Here is a 16,842-nt window from a genome sequence, read left to right as displayed (position 1 = left end):
AAGCCCAAGCCCAAGCCCAAGCTCAAGCGCTGGCGCTGGCGCTGGCCTGCCCGATGGCGCGCAGCATGGCCGGCAGCTCGCCCATGTCGCCGAACACGCAGCTGGCGCCGGCCTCGAGCAGTTGCTCGGCCGATGCGTGGCCCTGGTCGGCCGGGAAGTAGCCCCAGACCGTGGCGCCTGCGGCCACGCCGGCGGTGACGCCGGTCACCGTGTCCTCGATGACCAGGCAGCGCGCCGGCTCCACGCCCAGGGCGGCGGCGGCGGCCAGGTACACATCGGGAAAGGGCTTGCTGCGCGGCAGCTCATGGCCGCTGAAGACGCGGCCCTCGAAATACGGGGCCATGCCGACCTGGGCCAGCTGCATCTCCACCTTGGCGCGGTCCGCGCCCGAGGCGCAGGCGATGCGGCCAGCGCACAGCGCATGGGATTCGCTGACGGCGGACAGCGCGCCGTCAATGGCCACCAGCTCGGCGCGCAGCGCGGCGTTGCGGCGCTCGTAGAAGGCGGCCATCCATGCGTCGGTCAGCGGCTTGCCGGTGCGCGCCTCAATCAGCGCGGCCTGGCTGCGCACGGTCTTGCCGATGAATTCGCGCAGGCATTCCTCGGTGCTGATGGGCCAGCCCGATTCATTGAGCATGGTGCACAGCACGCGGTTGGTGATGGATTCACTGTCGACGAGCACGCCGTCACAGTCGAAGAGCACGGCCTCGAAAGCAGTCATGGATGGATTCTCGAAACAAACTGAGCAAGGGCGCCCTGGGGCGCCCTTGCTGCGGAAAATGGCCGGATTATGCGCCGGCCGCGCATGCCTGTGCCCTGCTCAGGGGAAGGAGGCACCGGCCAGCGGATGGACCATGCGCTTGACGTTGCGCACCGAGATGGAATGGAACTGGCCATCGTCGGTGACCACATCGCCGAAGGCGAAAAAGCCTTCGGCCGCGTTGCGGTTGAACTGCTCCAGGCGCTGCGCGAGGCTGGCGTTGTTGGACACGGATTCGAGGCGGTACTCGATGGCGCCCTGCTGGTCGCCGCTCTTTTCGTACAGCTGCACGCCTTCGGTATTGCCGCGCAGCACCAGGGCGCCGCGCAGCAGATGGCCCTTGGCACCCATCTCGTCCAGGCGCTGCTTCAGCGCCGTGCCGTTGGCCATGCCGAAGGGCGCGGCCAGGGCGAACACCGCGTACTCGAAGGCCGGTGCCTTGGAGTCCTTGACGTAGAGGTTGAACATCTCGTCGCCCGAGATCAGCGGGCCCGTGTAGCGGAAACCCCGGCCGCTCATCTCGGCCAGTTGCTGCGTGAAGCCGGACGTGTCCAGCGCACCCACGGCGGGGCGCGTCTCGTAGCTGTAGGTGGCGGCGGCGCTGCTGCTGCGCACATAGAGGTTGCGCAGGTCCTGCGTGCTGCTGGGAAACGCCATGCCCGACTTGTACAGGTAGCCCTGCGCACCCTGCGCATTGAGCTGGGCCACCAGGGCCGAGACGCCCGCCACGTCGGCCACCATGCGGTAGTCCAGGCGCGTGCCGGTGTGGGCCGTGTCGGTAACGTAGAAGTCACCGATGGGAACGGGAAAGGTCGTGCCGCCCGAGGCGAGGCTGTAGGTGAAGGCATAGCCTTGCGCCCCCAGCGTGTTCATGGCGGACAGGGCCGCGTCGAAGTTTTCGGCAGCCGTCTCCATGCGGTACTGGCCGGTCACCGGGGTCGTTGTGCCGCCGCCGGGGTTGCCGGGCGTGCCGGGGTTGCCAGGATTTCCGCCATTGCCGGGATCTCCGCCGCCCGGTTCTCCCAATCCACCACCACCACCACCGCCACAGGCGGCCAGGGTTCCCAGAAGCATCAATGCCGCACTGCGGCGCGTGAGCTGTACCATCTTCATGACTATCTCCCCTTCTCGTTGAATACGTGCCCGTTCCATGCGGAATCTCAGGGCATCGGCGGCGATTTTGGGGAGTTGGCCGACATCCGGTCACCCCCCGGCCGGGGGGTAATCGTTACGATGTGCGCAAGGTGTATCCGGGCGCGCCCTGGCGCTCCAGCCCTTTCGACATGCCTTTGCGCGGACCATGCACAGCCATCCCCTCCTGACCGATTCCTCCTGTCTCCAATCGGGGCGCTATGCCCTGGTGATCGACGACCACCCGCTGACGGCCATGGGCGTGTCCGAATTCCTGAAACAATTCGGCCTGTCCGAAGTCCATGCCGTGGCCGATGCGGGTGAAGGCCTGCAGTGCATGGCCGGCAGGGGATCGCCGCATCTGGCCATCGTGGATTTCTGGCTGGGTGCAAGTGCGGGAACGGACGTGGTGCGCGAAATCCGCACGCTGGCGCCCGCCTGCCGCGTGCTCATGACCAGCGGCGACACGCATGGCGCGATTGCCCTGAAGGCACGCGCGGCCGGGGCCCATGGCTTTGTGCTCAAGTCGCAGCCGCCGCAGGTGCTGCAGCAGGCCGTGGCGGCCCTGCTGCGCGGCGAGACCTGGTTCCCCGCCGCCCCGCTGGCGCCACAGGCGCCCGGCGGCGCCCATGCCATCCGCATGACGGCGGCCGAGCTGGGCCTCACCCCGCGCCAGGCCCAGGTGCTGGATCTGGTGCTGCGCGGCCTGCCCAATCCCAGCATTGCGCAGTTGCTGCATCTGTCGCCGCACACGGTCAAGGAGCATGTGGCCGGCGCCCTGCAGCGCCTGGGCGTGCACAGCCGCATCGACGCCATCACGCGCATGCAGGGCATTGCGCTGGAGCTGCCGCCCTCCGTCCCGCCGACCGATACGGTTCAGGCGCCGGCCACGGCCAGCCTGCGCTGAAGCAGGGCCAGCAGCGCCAGCGGGTCCACGGGCTTGCGCAGCAGCAGATAGCCCAGTTCCTGCGCCTCCTGCTCCAGCGCCGGTGACGGCTCGCCGCTGAGCAGGGCGCCCGCCGCCTGCGGCGCTTGCGCCAGCACGTTCTGCAGCAGCGCAAAGCCGTTCTCGCCCCGGGCCAGATGGTGGTCGCACAGCACGAAATCGGGATGCTGTCCCGCCGCCAGCCAGTCAACCACCTCGCGGCCCGTGGCAGCCACATCCACCTGCAGCCCCCAATCGCGCAGCAGGCCGGCCAGGGCCCGCGCCACCTGCGCATCGTCATCGACCACCCAGCACCGGCCCTGGAGCAGGGGCGGCCGGGCCTGCGCCTGTGCCTGCGGTCCCTCGGACTGCGGCAAGGCCGCCTGCACATTCAGGCTGGACGGCAATTGCAGCCAGAAGCAGGACCCCCGCCCTGGCGTGGACAGCAGGCCGTGCTCCACGCCCATGCGCCGCGCGGCTGCGGCCACGACGGCCAGGCCCAGGCCCTGGCTGCTCACGCCGGGCAGGGGGCCGGCCGCAGGCTGGGCCGCGCGCCGGGCCGCCTGGCCTGAGCGCGCGCGAAAGTGCGGTGCGAAGACATGGGGCCGGTCTTCGGCCGCAATGCCCAGGCCCGTGTCCCAGACCTCGATGCGCCAGCCCCCGCCGTGCACGCGGGCGGCCAGCAGCACCCCGCCGCGCTGGGTGTAGCGCAGGGCGTTGTGCAGCAGGTTGAACACCATCTGGCGCAGCAGGGCCTCGTCGGCACGCACCAGGCTGTCCATGCCGCGCGCCACGCGCCAGCGCAGCACCAGCCCGCGCTGGCGCGCCTCGGCCGCGAACAGGCGCGTGGCATCGCCCAGCAGAATGCGCAGGTCCATCACCTGGGCGCGCAGCTCCCAGGTGCCGTTCTCCAGCCGCGACAGGTCCAGCAGGTCGTTGCACATGGTGCCCAGCGACTGGGCGCAGGCCTGGGCATCGTCAAGCACGCCTGCCAGCGCGCCGTCGGCATTGCGCTGGCGGGCGGTTTCCACCAGCAGGCCCAGGGCATGCAGCGGCTGGCGCAGGTCATGGCTGGCGGCCGACAGGAAGCGGCTCTTGGCCTCCAGCGCCTGTTCGGCCTGCTCCTTGGCGGCCAGGTAGCGCTCGGCCAGCAGCTGGCGGTCACGCTCCTGCGCCCATTGCTGCAGCATGAGCTGGCGCGCCCCCCAGGCATGGCGCGCGATGGTGGCGCCATACAGCATGAGCAGCGGCAGCAGGTACAGGCCCCTGTTCGGGAAGTACCAGACCACGGCCAGCAACATGGCGCCGTACAGCACGCCGAAGAAGCGCTTGAACACGGCAGCCGCCGGCGCCAGGAAGGTGGCGGCCGAGGCCACGACGCCGCACAGCACCAGGTAGATGAAAAGCCGGAATTCATGGCCGCTGCCATGGGTCAGCGGTATCGCCAGCGCCCAGGAACCGGCGTTGAGCAGGGCCATGCGGCCCATCACGCGCTCCCAGCGCTGCAGCCGCGCCGGCAACTCGGCCGATGGCACGGCAGCACCCAGGTCCCGACGCAACTGGCGCCGCAACCCGACAAAGACGCAGGCCATGACCGCCATGCCCAGCCACCACAGCAGCAGCGGCGCCTGGAAGGCGCCCGTTTCGTGCCGCTGCAGCCAGACCACGATGCCGGGGATGATGAGGGCCGCCGCCTCGGACGAGCCCCGCGATGCGATGGACAGCAGCAGCCGCTGGCGCTGCTGCAGTTTCCACAGCGGCTCGGCAGGGCCGCCGCCGTGTTCAGAACTGGTCGCCATCCACGTAGAGCCAGCGCCCGGCTTCGCGCATGAAACGGCTGCGCTCATGCAGGCGCACGGCGCGGCCGCCCACGCGGTAGCGCGCGACGAATTCCACCTCGGCGCTGTCCTCGCCGGTGCTTCGGAAGTCCTTGACCGCCAGCCCCAGCCAGCGTGCCGAAGGCTCGAAGTCGAGCGTGGCGGGCCGCTGGCTGGCGTGCCAGGTGGCCAGCAGATAGGCGGCGTCCTCGCGCACGAAGGCGCTGTAGCGCGAGCGCATCAACGCCTGGGCGTCGGGCGCAGGGCAGTCGTCGAAATGGTCCAGATAGCGGCCGCAGCAGGCATCGAAGGCCAGGGGACGGCCCTTGGCATCCTGAAGACCGCAGGGACAGGCCGGGGAGGTGGCGGCAGCGCTCATAGCGGCTGGCCCTGCGGAACTTGGGGAACTTGCGGAACTTGGGGGAGGACGTCGCGGGAGCAGGAATGCATGTCAGTCACGGCCGCCTTGCTGCGACCGGGTTCTTGATGGAGGACAGGCGGGCCATGATACTGACCGCGGGCCCTCGGGCCTGTAAGGAGAGCCCATGTTTTCAATGTCGGTCCCGTGGTGGGAGTTCGTGGTGCGCGGCGTGGCCGTGTACCTGTTTTTGCTGGTATTCCTGCGCCTGACCGGGCGGCGCCAGACGGGGCAGTACGCGCCGTTCGACCTGGTGCTGCTGCTCATCCTGTCGAATGCGGTGCAGAACTCCATGAATGCCGGGGACAACTCGCTGATCGGCGGCATGGTCTCGGCCTCCACGCTGATCCTGTGCCATCTGCTGCTGTCCTGGCTGACCTTTCGCTTTCCCGCGCTGGAGCGGCTCATCGACGGCAAGGCCAAGGCCCTGATCAGGGACGGACACCTGAACAAGGACCTGATGCGCGAGGAACGCATCACGCGCGACGATATCGAGGCCGCGCTGCGCGCGGGCGGCTGCCTGCACCTGCGCGAGGTGGAACGCGCCACGCTGGAGACCGACGGCAGCATCACCGTCGTCCTGCGCCGCCGCGACAGCGAGAACGACGGCGATCCGCCGGTCTGACCCCCTGCCCGGCAGGCCCTGTCAGTCGAGCTGCTCCAGGAAGCGCTCGATGGCCAGGTTCACGGGCTGCGGATGCGTGAGGTTGGCCGCATGGCCGGCACCCGGCACCTCCACCCACTGCGCCCTGGGCAAGGCCTTGGCCATGGCGCGTGCACGGTCGGGCGCGATGGCGGTGTCGTCCGTGCCATGGATGACCAGGGCCGGCACATGGATGTCGGGCAGGCGTGGGCTGATGTCATCGCGCTGGGCCAGCGCCAGAAAGCTCTGCCCCAGGTTGATGGGCGTGGCCTTCTTCCATTTGGCACGCCAGGCCGCCGCGCCGCTCCAGCCCTGGCCCAGGATGGTGCGCTCCACCGTGGTCGCCATGTCGTCGCTGAGGCCATGCTCCATCCAGGCGCGCAGCAAGGCTTCGTGGTGGGGCATCTGCTCGGGGTCTTCCAGCATGGCCTGGGTGTCGATCAGCACCAGCGCGCGCACGATCTCGGGGTGGATGAGCGCGCAGCGCAGCGACAGATAGCCGCCCTGCGACATGCCCACCAGCACCGCGCGCTCCACGCCCAGGTGCTCAAGCAGGGCGGCCAGGTCGTCGGCCGAGTCGTAGTAGTCGAAGGGTGCGCACTGCTCGGGGTCTGCCGTCTGGCCATGGCCGCGCTCGTCCCAGCTGATGCAGCGAAAGCGCCCTTGCAGTGCCTGGACCTGGGGAGCGAACATGGTGTGGTCCATGAGCAGCCCGTGCGAAAACACCAGGACCGGGCCTCTACCGCCCGTGTCCTCGTAGTACAGGTTCTGGCCGTTGACGGAAGCGATGGGCATGTCGGGATCTCCTGCGAAGGTGGTCACAAACCTGCCGGAAACGGCCGCCCGCCTCTCTCGGGCGCCGTGCCGGCGATGCTCCATGCTAAGCCCTGCGGGTGTCAGGGCCATCCGGCCCGACCCGCAGCGTGGGGGATTGGCCTCAGGCCAGGGCGCGCTGGATGAGAATTTTCTGCACGTCGCTCGTGCCCTCGTAGATCTGGCAGACGCGCACGTCGCGGTAGATGCGTTCCACGGGGAAGTCGCTGACCACGCCATAGCCGCCCAGGGTCTGGATGGCGGCGCTGCACACGCGCTCGGCCATTTCGCTGGCGAACAGCTTGGCCATGGCCGCTTCCTTGAGGCAGGGCAGGCCGGCATCGCGCAGGCTGGCCGCATGCCAGATCAGCTGGCGCGCGGCCTCGATCTGCGTGGCGCAGTCGGCCAGGCGAAAGCCCACGGCCTGGTGGTTGAAGATGGGCTGGCCGAAGCTCTCGCGCTCCTTGGAGTACTGCAGCGCGCAATCGAAGGCCGCACGCGCCATGCCCACGCTTTGCGCGGCAATGCCGATGCGCCCGCCTTCCAGCGCTGACAGCGCAATCCTGTAGCCCTCGCCCTCGGCGCCGATGAGGTTGGCGGCGGGGATGCGGCAGCCCTCGAACTGGATCTGGGCCGTGTCCGAACTGTGCTGGCCCAGCTTGTCCTCCAGCCGCAGCACCTGGTAGCCGGGTGCGGAGGTCGGAACGATGAAGGCGCTCATGCCGCGCTTGCCCGCCGCCTTGTCGGTGACGGCGATGACGATGGCCACGTCGCCGTTCTTGCCGCTGGTGATGAATTGCTTGACGCCGTTGATCACGTAGTCGCTGCCGTCGCGCGTGGCCGTGGTGCGCAGCGCCGAGGCGTCCGAGCCCACATGCGGCTCGGTCAGGCAGAAGGCGCCCAGCATCTCGCCGCGCGCCAGCGGCGCCAGCCATTGCTGCTTTTGCGCCTCGCTGCCGTAGCGCATGAGGATGGCGTTGACGGGGCAGTTGGTGACGCTGATCACCGTGCTGGTGCCGCCGTCGCCGGCTGCGATTTCCTCCAGCACCAGGGCCAGGCTCAGGTAGTCAAGGCCGGCGCCGCCGTATTCCTCGGGCACGCAGATGCCGTAGGCGCCCAGCGCCGCCAGGCCCTGGTGCACGTTCTTGGGAAAGTGGTGTTCCTTGTCCCAGCGTGCGGCATGGGGCGTGATTTCGGTGCGCACGAAGTCGCGCACCGCATCACGGATCATTTCCTGGTCTGCGTTGAGCAGCATGTCTTGTCTCCTGATTCTTGTTTCGTTGTTCGTTGTCCGTTGCGCTGGCCGGATCTGCCGTCGGATCTACCAGGCGATGCGCTGCCCGTCATGCCGCAGCATGCGGCCCCGGTCGGCCGGCGTGACGCCGGCCAGCGTGCGCACCAGGCCCTGCACGCTTTGCTCGACGGTGAAGGTAGCAGCCGCGCCACCCATGTCGGTCTGCACCCAGCCCGGGTCCAGCGCGACCACGGTGGCGCCCGGCCATTGCGGCTGTGCGCTGGCCACGACCATGTTGAGCGCAGCCTTGCTGACGCGGTAGAGCCAGGCGTCGGATTCGGCGTCGGCCAGCAGCGACATCTGGCTGGAGAACAGGCCGAACACGCCACCCGCCGCCTCGACCAGCGGCGCCACCTGGGGCAGCACCTGCATGGCGCCCAGCACATTGGTGTGCATGACGCGGTCGAACTGCTCGCGCGTGGGCGGCGTGGCCGAGCTGTGGGCATCCCACACGCCGGCCACGTACAGCGCCAGCTCGATCTTCTCGCCGTCGAGCTGCCAGGCCAGGCCGCTGACGCTGGCCGGGTCGGCCACATCCACCAGCAGCACCTTGGCGCCCGTGGCCTCGACGCGCTCGCGGTCGGCCTCGCTGCGCACTGTGGCGACCACGCTGCGGCCCTGGGCCGCATAGGCCTCTACCAAGGCAAAACCAAGCCCGCGCGAGGCTCCCAACACCAGAGTGACTGCCATGTCTTTCGACCTTTCAAATGGAATGCGGTCAGCGGCCCTGCTCGTCCGCGATCTGCTTTTCGTAGCGCTCGACCATGGCCTCCTGCGTCTCGGTGGGCGCAGGCAGGCCGATCTGCTGGTGGACCATCTGGTTCACCGAGGGCATGACGTTGCGCGACACCTGGGACTCTGGCTTCCAGAGCCGGGCGCGCATCAGGGCCTTGGCACAGTGCAGATAGGCCTCGTGCACCTGGATCTCCAGAACGATCTTGGGCCGGAAGCCTTCGCTGGCGAACAGCGCCGTGTAATGGGCCTCGTCGCGCAGCTTGGCCACGCCGTTGACGCGCAGGGTCTCGTCGAAACCCGGCACCATGAACAGCAGGCCGATGCGCGGATCGGCGATCAGGTTGCTGAAGCTGTCCAGGCGGTTGTTGCCGCCCGAATCGGGAATCAGCAGCGTCTGGTTGTCGGGCGCCTTGATGAAGCCCGGCTTGCCGCCGCGCGGCGAGGCATCCATCATCGCGCCCGCCCCGCCCCCCGTGGCCACGATGCACAGCGGCGACAGCGCGATGAAGCGCAGGCAGTGCCGGTCCAGGTCCACCTGCTGCTTGAGCAAGGCCCTTTCGGCCGGCATGGCATACAGGCTGCGCAACTGTTCTTCGCTGGTAATCATGGTCGAGAGGTCAAAGTAATAGCGGATCGGCCGATCCAAGTCTAGCTCTCTGGACGTCTGTGGCGCTGCCCATAAAACTGGCGCAATGCAAATCAGAGACACCGAGGAAGGGCCGCCCCGCACCGAGGGTGTCGTCCCCCTTTCAGGGGGAGGGCGCGCAGCGCCTCAGGGGGTGACCATTTCTATCGCCATGGCTGTTCCCTCGCCGCCGCCTATGCACAGCGTGGCCAGGCCGCGCTTGCCGCCGCGCGCCTGCAGGGCGTGCAGCAGCGTGACCAGGATGCGCGCACCGCTGGCGCCAATGGGGTGGCCCAGCGCACAGGCGCCGCCGTTGACGTTGACCTTGTCGCGCGGCACGCCCAGCTCGGCCATCAGGGCCATGGGCACGACGGCAAAGGCTTCGTTGACTTCCCACAGGTCCACGTCCGCCGCCGTCCAGCCGGCCTTCTTGAGGGCCTTCTGCGTGGCGCCCACGGGGGCCGTGGTGAACCATTCGGGCTCCTGGGCATGCGTGGCATGGGCAACGATGCGCGCCAGCGGCTTGCAGCCCAGTTCCTTGGCCGTGGATTCGCGCATCAGCACCAGGGCGGCGGCGCCGTCGTTGATGCTGGAGCTCGATGCGGCCGTGATCGTGCCGTCCTTCTTGAAGGCGGGCTTGAGGCTGGAAATCTTGTCCAGCTTGGCCTTGGCCGGGCCTTCGTCGATGCTGACCGTGACGTCGCCCTTGCGCGTGGAGACGGTGACGGGCGTGATCTCGGCGGCGAAGGCGCCGCTTTCAGTGGCCGCCTGGGCGCGCTTGACGCTTTCGATGGCGTAGGCGTCCTGCTGCTCACGCGTGAAGTGGTATTTGGCGGCGCAGTCCTCGCCAAAAGTGCCCATGGAGCGGCCAGGCTCGTAGGCGTCCTCCAGGCCGTCGAGCATCATGTGGTCATAGACCTTGTCGTGACCCATGCGGTAGCCGCCACGGCCCTTCTTGAGCAGGTAGGGTGCATTGGTCATGCTTTCCATGCCGCCGGAGACCACGACATCGCGGCTGCCTGCGACCAGCTGGTCGTGCGCCAGGATGGTGGCCTCCATGCCGGCACCACACATCTTGGACAGGGTCACGGCGCCCGTGCTGCGCGGCAGGCCGCCCTTGAAGCCGGCCTGGCGGGCGGGCGCCTGGCCCTGGCCCGCCATCAGGCAGTTGCCGAACAGCACTTCGTCCACTTTCTCGGGCGCCACGCCCGCGCGCTGCACGGCCGCCTTGATGGCAGCGCCGCCCAGATCATGGGCCGCGAGGTCGGCGAAGTCGCCCTGGAAGGCGCCCATGGGGGTGCGGGCTGCGCCGACGATGACGATGGGGTCTTGCATGCTTGTCTCCTGGGTTGTCGTGATGGTGAAAGAAAGGGAAAACGGGTCAGGCCAGCCAGCGGCTGCGCTCGTAGGGGAAGACATCGTGGACATGGCCTTCGCGGATGCGCTGCTGGTGCGCCTGCCAGAAGGCGGGGTCGAGCAGGTCGGCATGGTGGCGCATGAAGACTTCGCGCACGGCCGGGTTGCCCAGCAGAAAGGGAGCGAAGGTTTCCGGGAACACATCGCGCGGGCCCACGGGGTACCAGACCTCGCCGCTGAGCTCGTCCTCCTCGTTGCGCGGCGCGGGCACCTGGCGGAAGTGGCAGTCGGTCAGGTATTCGATCTCGTCGTAGTCGTAGAACACCACCTTGCCGCCGCGCGTGATGCCGAAGTTCTTCCACAGCATGTCGCCCGGAAAGATGTTGGCCGCGACCAGGTCCTTGATGGCATTGCCGTACTCGATCACGGCGCTCTCCAGGCGCTGCCGCGGTGCCGGCAGGTCCAGCCCGTCATCGAAGCACTCCTGCAGCAGCATGTTCAGCGGCACCATGCGCCGCTCTATGTAGAGGTGGGAGATGATGACCTCCTGCCGGCCATCGCCGTCGCGGTCGCTGATCTCGACCTGGCTGGGCGCATGCTCCAGGATCTCGGCGATCAGCGCATCCGAAAAGCGCTCGCGCGGGAAGGCGACCAGGCTGTACTCCAGCGTGTCGGCCATGCGCCCCACGCGGTCGTGCTGCTTGACCAGGCGGTACTTGGCCTTGACCTGTTCGCGCGTGATCTCCTTGGGCGCGGCGAAGCGGTCCTTGATGAGCTTGAACACATAGGGAAAGCTGGGCAGATCGAACACCAGCATGACCATGCCCTTGATGCCGGGCGCGATGCGGAACTGGTCGCGCGAATGCCGCAGGTGGTGCAGGAAGTCGCGGTAGAACAGCGTCTTGCCCTGCTTGGCCAGGCCCAGGGCGTTGTACAGCTCGGCGCGCGGCTTGCGCGGCATCAGGCTGCGCAGGAACTGCACGTAGGCGCTGGGCACGTCGGTATCGACCATGAAGTAGGCGCGCGCAAAGCTGAACAGGCCGTGGAAGTCCTTCTCGCCGAAAAGGGCCGCATGCAGCACCAGCCGGCCGTTGTCGCCGTGCAGGATGGGCACGGCCCAGGACAGCTCGGCAAAGCCGTTGATGATCTTGCCGACGATGTAGGCGCCCTTGTTGCGGAAAAACAGGCTGGACAGCACCTGGATCTGGAAGTTGGCGTACAGGCGCATGGCCTGCAGCTGCGGCTCCAGGCGCTCGGCCAGGCGGGCGATGTCGCGCTCCAGGTCCTCGAAGGGGCGCTGCAGCGCGAATTGCTCCACGACTTCGCGCAGCGTCTGCGGCAGCGTCTCGCGCGTGGGGTAGAAGGCCAGGTAGGCCGGGCGCGCAGCCGGCTCCTGGTTCTCTATGTATTCCGTGCTGACGGCGGGCCGCACGAAGATGAAATCGTTGTGGAAATGCGTGCGGTGCAGGATCTTGGTGGTGACCGAGTTGAAGAAGGTCTCGGCCAGCTCCGGCTGCAGGTGGTTGACCATGAGCCCGATGTAGTGGCGCTTGATCTGCTGCCAGACCGGCATGGGCTGGGCGCCGGCCGCAAATTCCTTTTCAAGCCGGCGCACGCATTCGCGCACACGCAGGTCGTAGAACTCGATGCGCTCGCGCTGGGCACGCTGCTGGCCCAGCCAGTCGGCGGTTTCGAAGCGGTGCTTGGCGCGGGCGGATTCGGCGCGGAACAGGCGGTAATGGCGATTGAAGCCATCCATCATCGCCCGCGCGATGTCATGGGCAAGCAGGGTGTCCTGGGCAGGCATCGGCATGAAGTCTCCCGGGGTCCCGCCTGCCATGGCCGCTCAGTCGCGCTGGCGGCTGGCGACCAGCTCGACAGCCTCGGCATGGATGTTGGCGATGCCGCCGACACCGGGCACGGTCATCTGCAGATTGGTGATCAGGCCGTCCTTGAGGCCATAGCACCAGCCGTGCAGCGTGACCTTCTGGCCGCGCGCCCAGGCATCCTGCATCACCGTGCTCTGCGCCACATTGATGACCTGCTCGATGGCATTGAGTTCGCACAGCGCATCGTGGCGCCATTGCGGAGACAGGCTGGCCAGCAGCGCCTGGTGCTTGTCGCGCACATCCTTCACATGGCGGATCCAGTTGTCGGCCAGGCCCACGCGCACATCCTCCAGTGCCGCCAGCACACCGCCGCAGCCATAGTGGCCCACGACCATCAGGTGCTCGACCTTGAGCTGGTCCACCGCGTACTGGATGGTGGACAGGCAGTTCAGGTCGCTGGGCACGACCACGTTGGCCACGTTGCGGTGCACGAACACCTCGCCGGGCTCCAGGCCCGTGATCTGGTTCGCAGGGACGCGGCTGTCGGAACAGCCGATCCACATGTAGCGGGGTTTTTGCTGCGACAACAGCCCGGTGAAGAAACCGGGCCGGTCACGCTCCATCTGCTGGGCCCATTCGCGGTTATGGACAAACAGTTCTTCGATGGAGGTTGTGCTCATAAGCAATCCTTTTGTTGGGTCAAACTCAAGAACGGCGCGGCAGGCAGGTGCGGGATCAGCAGGTCTCTGCGAACAGCTCGCGGCCGATCAGCATGCGACGGATCTCGCTGGTGCCGGCGCCGATCTCGTAGAGTTTCGCATCCCGCCAGAGGCGACCCAGTGGGTATTCGTTGATATACCCATTACCTCCATAGATTTGAACGCCTTCGCCGGCCATCCATGTCGCCTTCTCGGCGCACCACAAAATGACGCTGGCACAGTCCTTGCGAACCTGGCGAACATGCTCCGTTCCCAGCAGATCGAGGTTTTTGGCGACCGTATAGGCAAATGAGCGACCCGCTTGCAGCACGGTGTACATGTCCGCCACCTTGCCCTGGATGAGCTGGAACTCGCCAATGCTCTGGCCGAACTGCTTGCGGTCATGGATGTAGGGCACGACGTTGTCCATCACCGACTGCATGATGCCCAGCGGCCCGCCGGTCAGCACGGCACGCTCGTAGTCCAGGCCGCTCATCAGCACCTTGGCGCCGTTGTTCAGGCCGCCCAGCACGTTCTCGGCCGGCACCTCGACGTTCTCGAACACCAGCTCGCCCGTGTGGCTGCCACGCATGCCCAGCTTGTCCAGCTTCTGGGCAATCGAAAAGCCCTTCATGCCCTTCTCGATCAGGAAGGCAGTCACGCCGCGGGCGTTCAGCTCGGGCTCGGTCTTGGCGTAGACCACCAGGGTGTCGGCATCGGGACCATTGGTGATCCACATCTTGGTGCCGTTGAGCAGGAAGTAGCCGCCCTTGTCCTCGGCCTTGAGCTTCATGCTGATCACGTCCGAGCCGGCACCGGGCTCGCTCATGGCCAGCGCGCCCACATGCTCGCCGCTGATCAGCTTGGGCAGGTACTTGGCCTTTTGCGCCTCGTTGCCGTTGCGGTTGATCTGGTTCACGCAAAGATTACTGTGCGCGCCATAGGACAGGCCCACCGAGGCACTGGCACGCGAGATCTCCTCCATCGCCACCATGTGGGCCAGGTAGCCCATGTCGGCGCCGCCGTACTGCTCTGACACGGTAATGCCCAGCACGCCAAGATCGCCAAACTTGCGCCACAGGTCCATGGGGAACTGGTCGTCGCGGTCGATCTCGCCGGCACGCGGTGCAATCTCGGCCTGTGCGAACTCGCGCACGGCATCGCGCAGCGCGTCGATGTCCTCGCCCAGTTGGAAGTTCAGGCCCGGCAGGTTGGAAAGGCTCATCTCGTGTCTCCTGTGGAAATTTGGTGAAAGAACGCCGCCCGGCTCAGTCGGCCAGATCGCGGCCCTGCACGCACATCAGCGTGCAGCCCATGGTGGCAATCAGTTTTTCGCGGCCTTCGTCGATGGCATAGGCGCGCCCTTCGGTCACGATGATCGTGCGGCCCGGCTTGATCACCCGGCCTTCCATGCGAAAGCGCTGGCCCTTGGCGGGGGCCAGCAGATTGATCTTGAATTCGATGGTGAGCACGGCAGCATCGGCCGGCATCAGGGTCAGCCCTGCATAGCCGCAGGCGGAATCCAGCGCCGTGGAAACCATGCCGGCATGCAAAAAGCCATGCTGCTGCGTCAGCCCGGGCGCCCAGGCCAGGCAGACATCGACGGCGCCGGGCTCCAGCAGGGACAGCTCGGCGCCCAGGGTGTGCATCGCGCCCTGGCGTGCAAAACTGTCTCGCACACGGCGGGCAAAGTCGCTGTTGGCAGGTTCCAGGCGGGGCACGGTCAAGGCAAGCCTCACAAATTACGTTTACGTAAACGTCAATTATGAAGCATTTTTCCCATCCAGGTGTTTCAACAGAGTGCGGGCCTCGGATTCCTGCTCTCGCACCTCGGCCAGGTTGGCCTGCAGATCGGCCAGGCGGTCCTCGAGCTGGCGGCGATGCACAGCCAGCACTTCTAGGAATTTGCGCAGTTGCACGCCCGTGTCGCGGGGGCTGTCGTAGAGATCGATGATCTCCTTGGCTTCGTTTAGAGAAAGTCCCAGCCGCTTGGCCCGCAAGGTCAGGCGAAGACGCGTGCGATCACGCGCGCTGTAGACGCGATTGCGCCCGCCAGGCCCGGCGCGCTCGGGCTCAAGCAAGCCCATGTCTTCATAGAAGCGGATGGCCCGGGTCGTGAGATCGAACTCCTTGGCAAGATCGCTGATGGTGTAGGTGGTCGACATGGCTGGAGAGTCCGCCAGCATCCACAGCCGGCGGCCATGGGAATGCGACGTTGACGTTAACGTCAATGCTAGCGGAATTGGCCACAGGAAACTGCGCCGGATGTTGCATCCGGGTGCGACGAAGAAGCCCGGCAGGAATAAAAAGAGAGCGCGTCAGCGCTCTCTTTTTTTTGGGATGTCCGTTTTGAATGTTCGGTTGGCTGTCCGTTTTGGCTGTTCTGCCTGTTTCCCCGTTTCCTGCGGCCCAATGCAAAAAACCCCGTAGCTTTGGGCTACGGGGTTTCTTGGGCTGTAAGAGCCTGACGATGACCTACTTTCACACGGGAACCCGCACTATCATCGGCGCAAAGTCGTTTCACTGTCCTGTTCGGGATGGGAAGGAGTGGTACCAACTTGCTATGGTCATCAGGCATAACTTGTTGTCATGCTGCTCACGGAGCAACACAACGAATTCATAGAGTCTGTAATCAGCTTTGTATTTTGACTGCGCCTTACTTGGCATAACCACCTTGATGATCACGTCATCAAAGTTATAGGGTCAAGCCTCACGAGCAATTAGTACTGGTTAGCTTAACGCATTACTGCGCTTCCACACCCAGCCTATCAACGTCCTGGTCTTGAACGACTCTTCAGGGGGCTCAAGGCCCCGGCAGATCTCATCTTGAAACGAGTTTCCCGCTTAGATGCTTTCAGCGGTTATCTCTTCCACACTTAGCTACTCGGCAATGCCACTGGCGTGACAACCGATACACCAGAGGTGTGTCCACTCCGGTCCTCTCGTACTAGGAGCAGGCTTCCTCAAATCTGCAGCGCCCACGGAAGATAGGGACCAAACTGTCTCACGACGTTTTAAACCCAGCTCACGTACCTCTTTAAATGGCGAACAGCCATACCCTTGGGACCGACTACAGCCCCAGGATGAGATGAGCCGACATCGAGGTGCCAAACACCGCCGTCGATATGAACTCTTGGGCGGTATCAGCCTGTTATCCCCAGAGTACCTTTTATCCGTTGAGCGATGGCCCTTCCATACAGAACCACCGGATCACTATGTCCTGCTTTCGCATCTGCTCGACTTGTCAGTCTCGCAGTTAAGCACGCTTATGCCATTGCACTATCGTCACGATGTCCGACCGTAACTAGCGTACCTTCGAACTCCTCCGTTACGCTTTGGGAGGAGACCGCCCCAGTCAAACTGCCTACCATGCACTGTCCCCGATCCCGATAAGGGACCTGGGTTAGAACCTCAAACGCACCAGGGTGGTATTTCAACGTCGGCTCCATGAGAACTAGCGTCCTCACTTCAAAGCCTCCCACCTATCCTACACAGATCCGTTCAAAATCCAATACAAAGCTACAGTAAAGGTTCATGGGGTCTTTCCGTCTTTCCGCGGGGAGATTGCATCATCACAAACATTTCAACTTCGCTGAGTCTCTGGAGGAGACAGTGTGGCCATCGTTACGCCATTCGTGCAGGTCGGAACTTACCCGACAAGGAATTTCGCTACCTTAGGACCGTTATAGTTACGGCCGCCGTTTACTGGGACTTCAATCAAGAGCTTGCACCCCATCATTTAATCTTCCAGCACCGGGCAGGCGTCACACCCTATACGTCCACTTTCGTGTTTGCAGA

General features: G+C 65.8%; 16 protein-coding genes and 2 rRNA genes (1 of these 18 cut by a window edge). 2 read left to right on the top strand and 16 right to left on the bottom strand.

The window, feature by feature from the left end:
- Positions 1 to 22: 22 nt before the first annotated feature.
- Positions 23 to 721 (bottom strand): HAD family phosphatase, encoded by a 699-nt coding sequence (locus DELCS14_RS03105; RefSeq protein WP_013800390.1) that lies wholly within the window; start codon positions 719 to 721, stop codon positions 23 to 25.
- Positions 722 to 820: 99 nt separating this feature from the next.
- Positions 821 to 1,873, bottom strand: coding sequence for a hypothetical protein (locus tag DELCS14_RS03100; protein ID WP_012207776.1), 1,053 nt, complete (start codon positions 1,871 to 1,873; stop codon positions 821 to 823).
- 187 nt (positions 1,874 to 2,060) lie between these two features.
- Between DELCS14_RS03100 and DELCS14_RS03095 the strand changes: the two genes are divergently transcribed.
- Positions 2,061 to 2,798 carry a response regulator transcription factor gene (locus DELCS14_RS03095; RefSeq protein ID WP_013800389.1) on the top strand — a complete coding sequence of 246 codons (738 nt, stop codon included), beginning with the start codon at positions 2,061 to 2,063 and terminating at the stop codon, positions 2,796 to 2,798.
- Here the strand turns inward: DELCS14_RS03095 and DELCS14_RS03090 are convergent.
- Both DELCS14_RS03090 and DELCS14_RS03085 read right to left on the bottom strand, forming a co-directional pair.
- Complete coding sequence (locus tag DELCS14_RS03090) at positions 2,768 to 4,615, bottom strand: hybrid sensor histidine kinase/response regulator (RefSeq protein WP_013800388.1); 1,848 nt, start codon at positions 4,613 to 4,615, stop codon at positions 2,768 to 2,770. The two genes, DELCS14_RS03095 and DELCS14_RS03090, sit on opposite strands and share 31 nt — an antisense overlap.
- Complete coding sequence (locus tag DELCS14_RS03085; protein ID WP_013800387.1) at positions 4,599 to 5,012, bottom strand: YchJ family metal-binding protein; 414 nt, start codon at positions 5,010 to 5,012, stop codon at positions 4,599 to 4,601. The genes DELCS14_RS03090 and DELCS14_RS03085 overlap by 17 nt, the downstream gene beginning before the upstream one ends.
- 166 nt (positions 5,013 to 5,178) lie before the next feature.
- Between DELCS14_RS03085 and DELCS14_RS03080 the strand changes: the two genes are divergently transcribed.
- Positions 5,179 to 5,676, top strand: a complete 498-nt coding sequence (locus DELCS14_RS03080; protein ID WP_012207780.1) for a YetF domain-containing protein — start codon at positions 5,179 to 5,181, stop codon at positions 5,674 to 5,676.
- 21 nt (positions 5,677 to 5,697) lie between these two features.
- Here DELCS14_RS03080 and DELCS14_RS03075 read toward each other — a convergent pair whose 3' ends face one another.
- The 12 genes from DELCS14_RS03075 to DELCS14_RS03020 form a co-directional block, all read right to left on the bottom strand.
- A complete protein-coding gene (locus DELCS14_RS03075; protein WP_013800386.1) occupies positions 5,698 to 6,489 on the bottom strand; it encodes an alpha/beta hydrolase in 792 nt (263 codons plus the stop codon).
- Positions 6,490 to 6,631: 142 nt separating this feature from the next.
- A complete protein-coding gene (locus DELCS14_RS03070; protein ID WP_012207782.1) occupies positions 6,632 to 7,762 on the bottom strand; it encodes an acyl-CoA dehydrogenase family protein in 1,131 nt (376 codons plus the stop codon).
- Between the two features lie 66 nt (positions 7,763 to 7,828).
- Complete coding sequence (locus DELCS14_RS03065; RefSeq protein ID WP_013800385.1) at positions 7,829 to 8,491, bottom strand: SDR family oxidoreductase; 663 nt, start codon at positions 8,489 to 8,491, stop codon at positions 7,829 to 7,831.
- 28 nt (positions 8,492 to 8,519) lie between these two features.
- On the bottom strand, positions 8,520 to 9,143 hold the full coding sequence (locus DELCS14_RS03060; protein WP_013800384.1) for a pyridoxamine 5'-phosphate oxidase family protein: 624 nt from the start codon (positions 9,141 to 9,143) through the stop codon (positions 8,520 to 8,522).
- A 165-nt stretch (positions 9,144 to 9,308) separates the two neighbouring features.
- Positions 9,309 to 10,496: an acetyl-CoA C-acyltransferase gene (locus DELCS14_RS03055; protein WP_013800383.1), complete on the bottom strand. Its 1,188-nt coding sequence runs from the start codon at positions 10,494 to 10,496 to the stop codon at positions 9,309 to 9,311.
- 46 nt (positions 10,497 to 10,542) lie between these two features.
- On the bottom strand, positions 10,543 to 12,330 hold the full coding sequence (aceK, locus tag DELCS14_RS03050) for a bifunctional isocitrate dehydrogenase kinase/phosphatase (RefSeq protein ID WP_013800382.1): 1,788 nt from the start codon (positions 12,328 to 12,330) through the stop codon (positions 10,543 to 10,545).
- 33 nt (positions 12,331 to 12,363) lie between these two features.
- Positions 12,364 to 13,026, bottom strand: coding sequence for a carbonate dehydratase (gene can, locus DELCS14_RS03045; RefSeq protein WP_012207787.1), 663 nt, complete (start codon positions 13,024 to 13,026; stop codon positions 12,364 to 12,366).
- A 55-nt stretch (positions 13,027 to 13,081) separates the two neighbouring features.
- Positions 13,082 to 14,269: an isovaleryl-CoA dehydrogenase gene (locus DELCS14_RS03040; RefSeq protein WP_013800381.1), complete on the bottom strand. Its 1,188-nt coding sequence runs from the start codon at positions 14,267 to 14,269 to the stop codon at positions 13,082 to 13,084.
- Between the two features lie 43 nt (positions 14,270 to 14,312).
- Positions 14,313 to 14,771, bottom strand: coding sequence for a PaaI family thioesterase (locus DELCS14_RS03035; protein ID WP_013800380.1), 459 nt, complete (start codon positions 14,769 to 14,771; stop codon positions 14,313 to 14,315).
- Between the two features lie 36 nt (positions 14,772 to 14,807).
- Positions 14,808 to 15,209, bottom strand: coding sequence for a MerR family DNA-binding transcriptional regulator (locus DELCS14_RS03030; RefSeq protein ID WP_013800379.1), 402 nt, complete (start codon positions 15,207 to 15,209; stop codon positions 14,808 to 14,810).
- 297 nt (positions 15,210 to 15,506) lie between these two features.
- Positions 15,507 to 15,619 (bottom strand): 5S ribosomal RNA (rrf, locus tag DELCS14_RS03025).
- A 124-nt stretch (positions 15,620 to 15,743) separates the two neighbouring features.
- A 23S ribosomal RNA gene (locus DELCS14_RS03020) occupies positions 15,744 to 16,842 on the bottom strand; it runs 1,777 nt beyond the window's last position.

This window comes from Delftia sp. Cs1-4 (assembly GCF_000214395.1).
Lineage (GTDB): Bacteria > Pseudomonadota > Gammaproteobacteria > Burkholderiales > Burkholderiaceae_C > Comamonas > Comamonas acidovorans.
The sequence above is the reverse complement of the archived record's forward strand: the minus strand, read 5'-3'. Positions and strand labels throughout refer to the sequence as shown.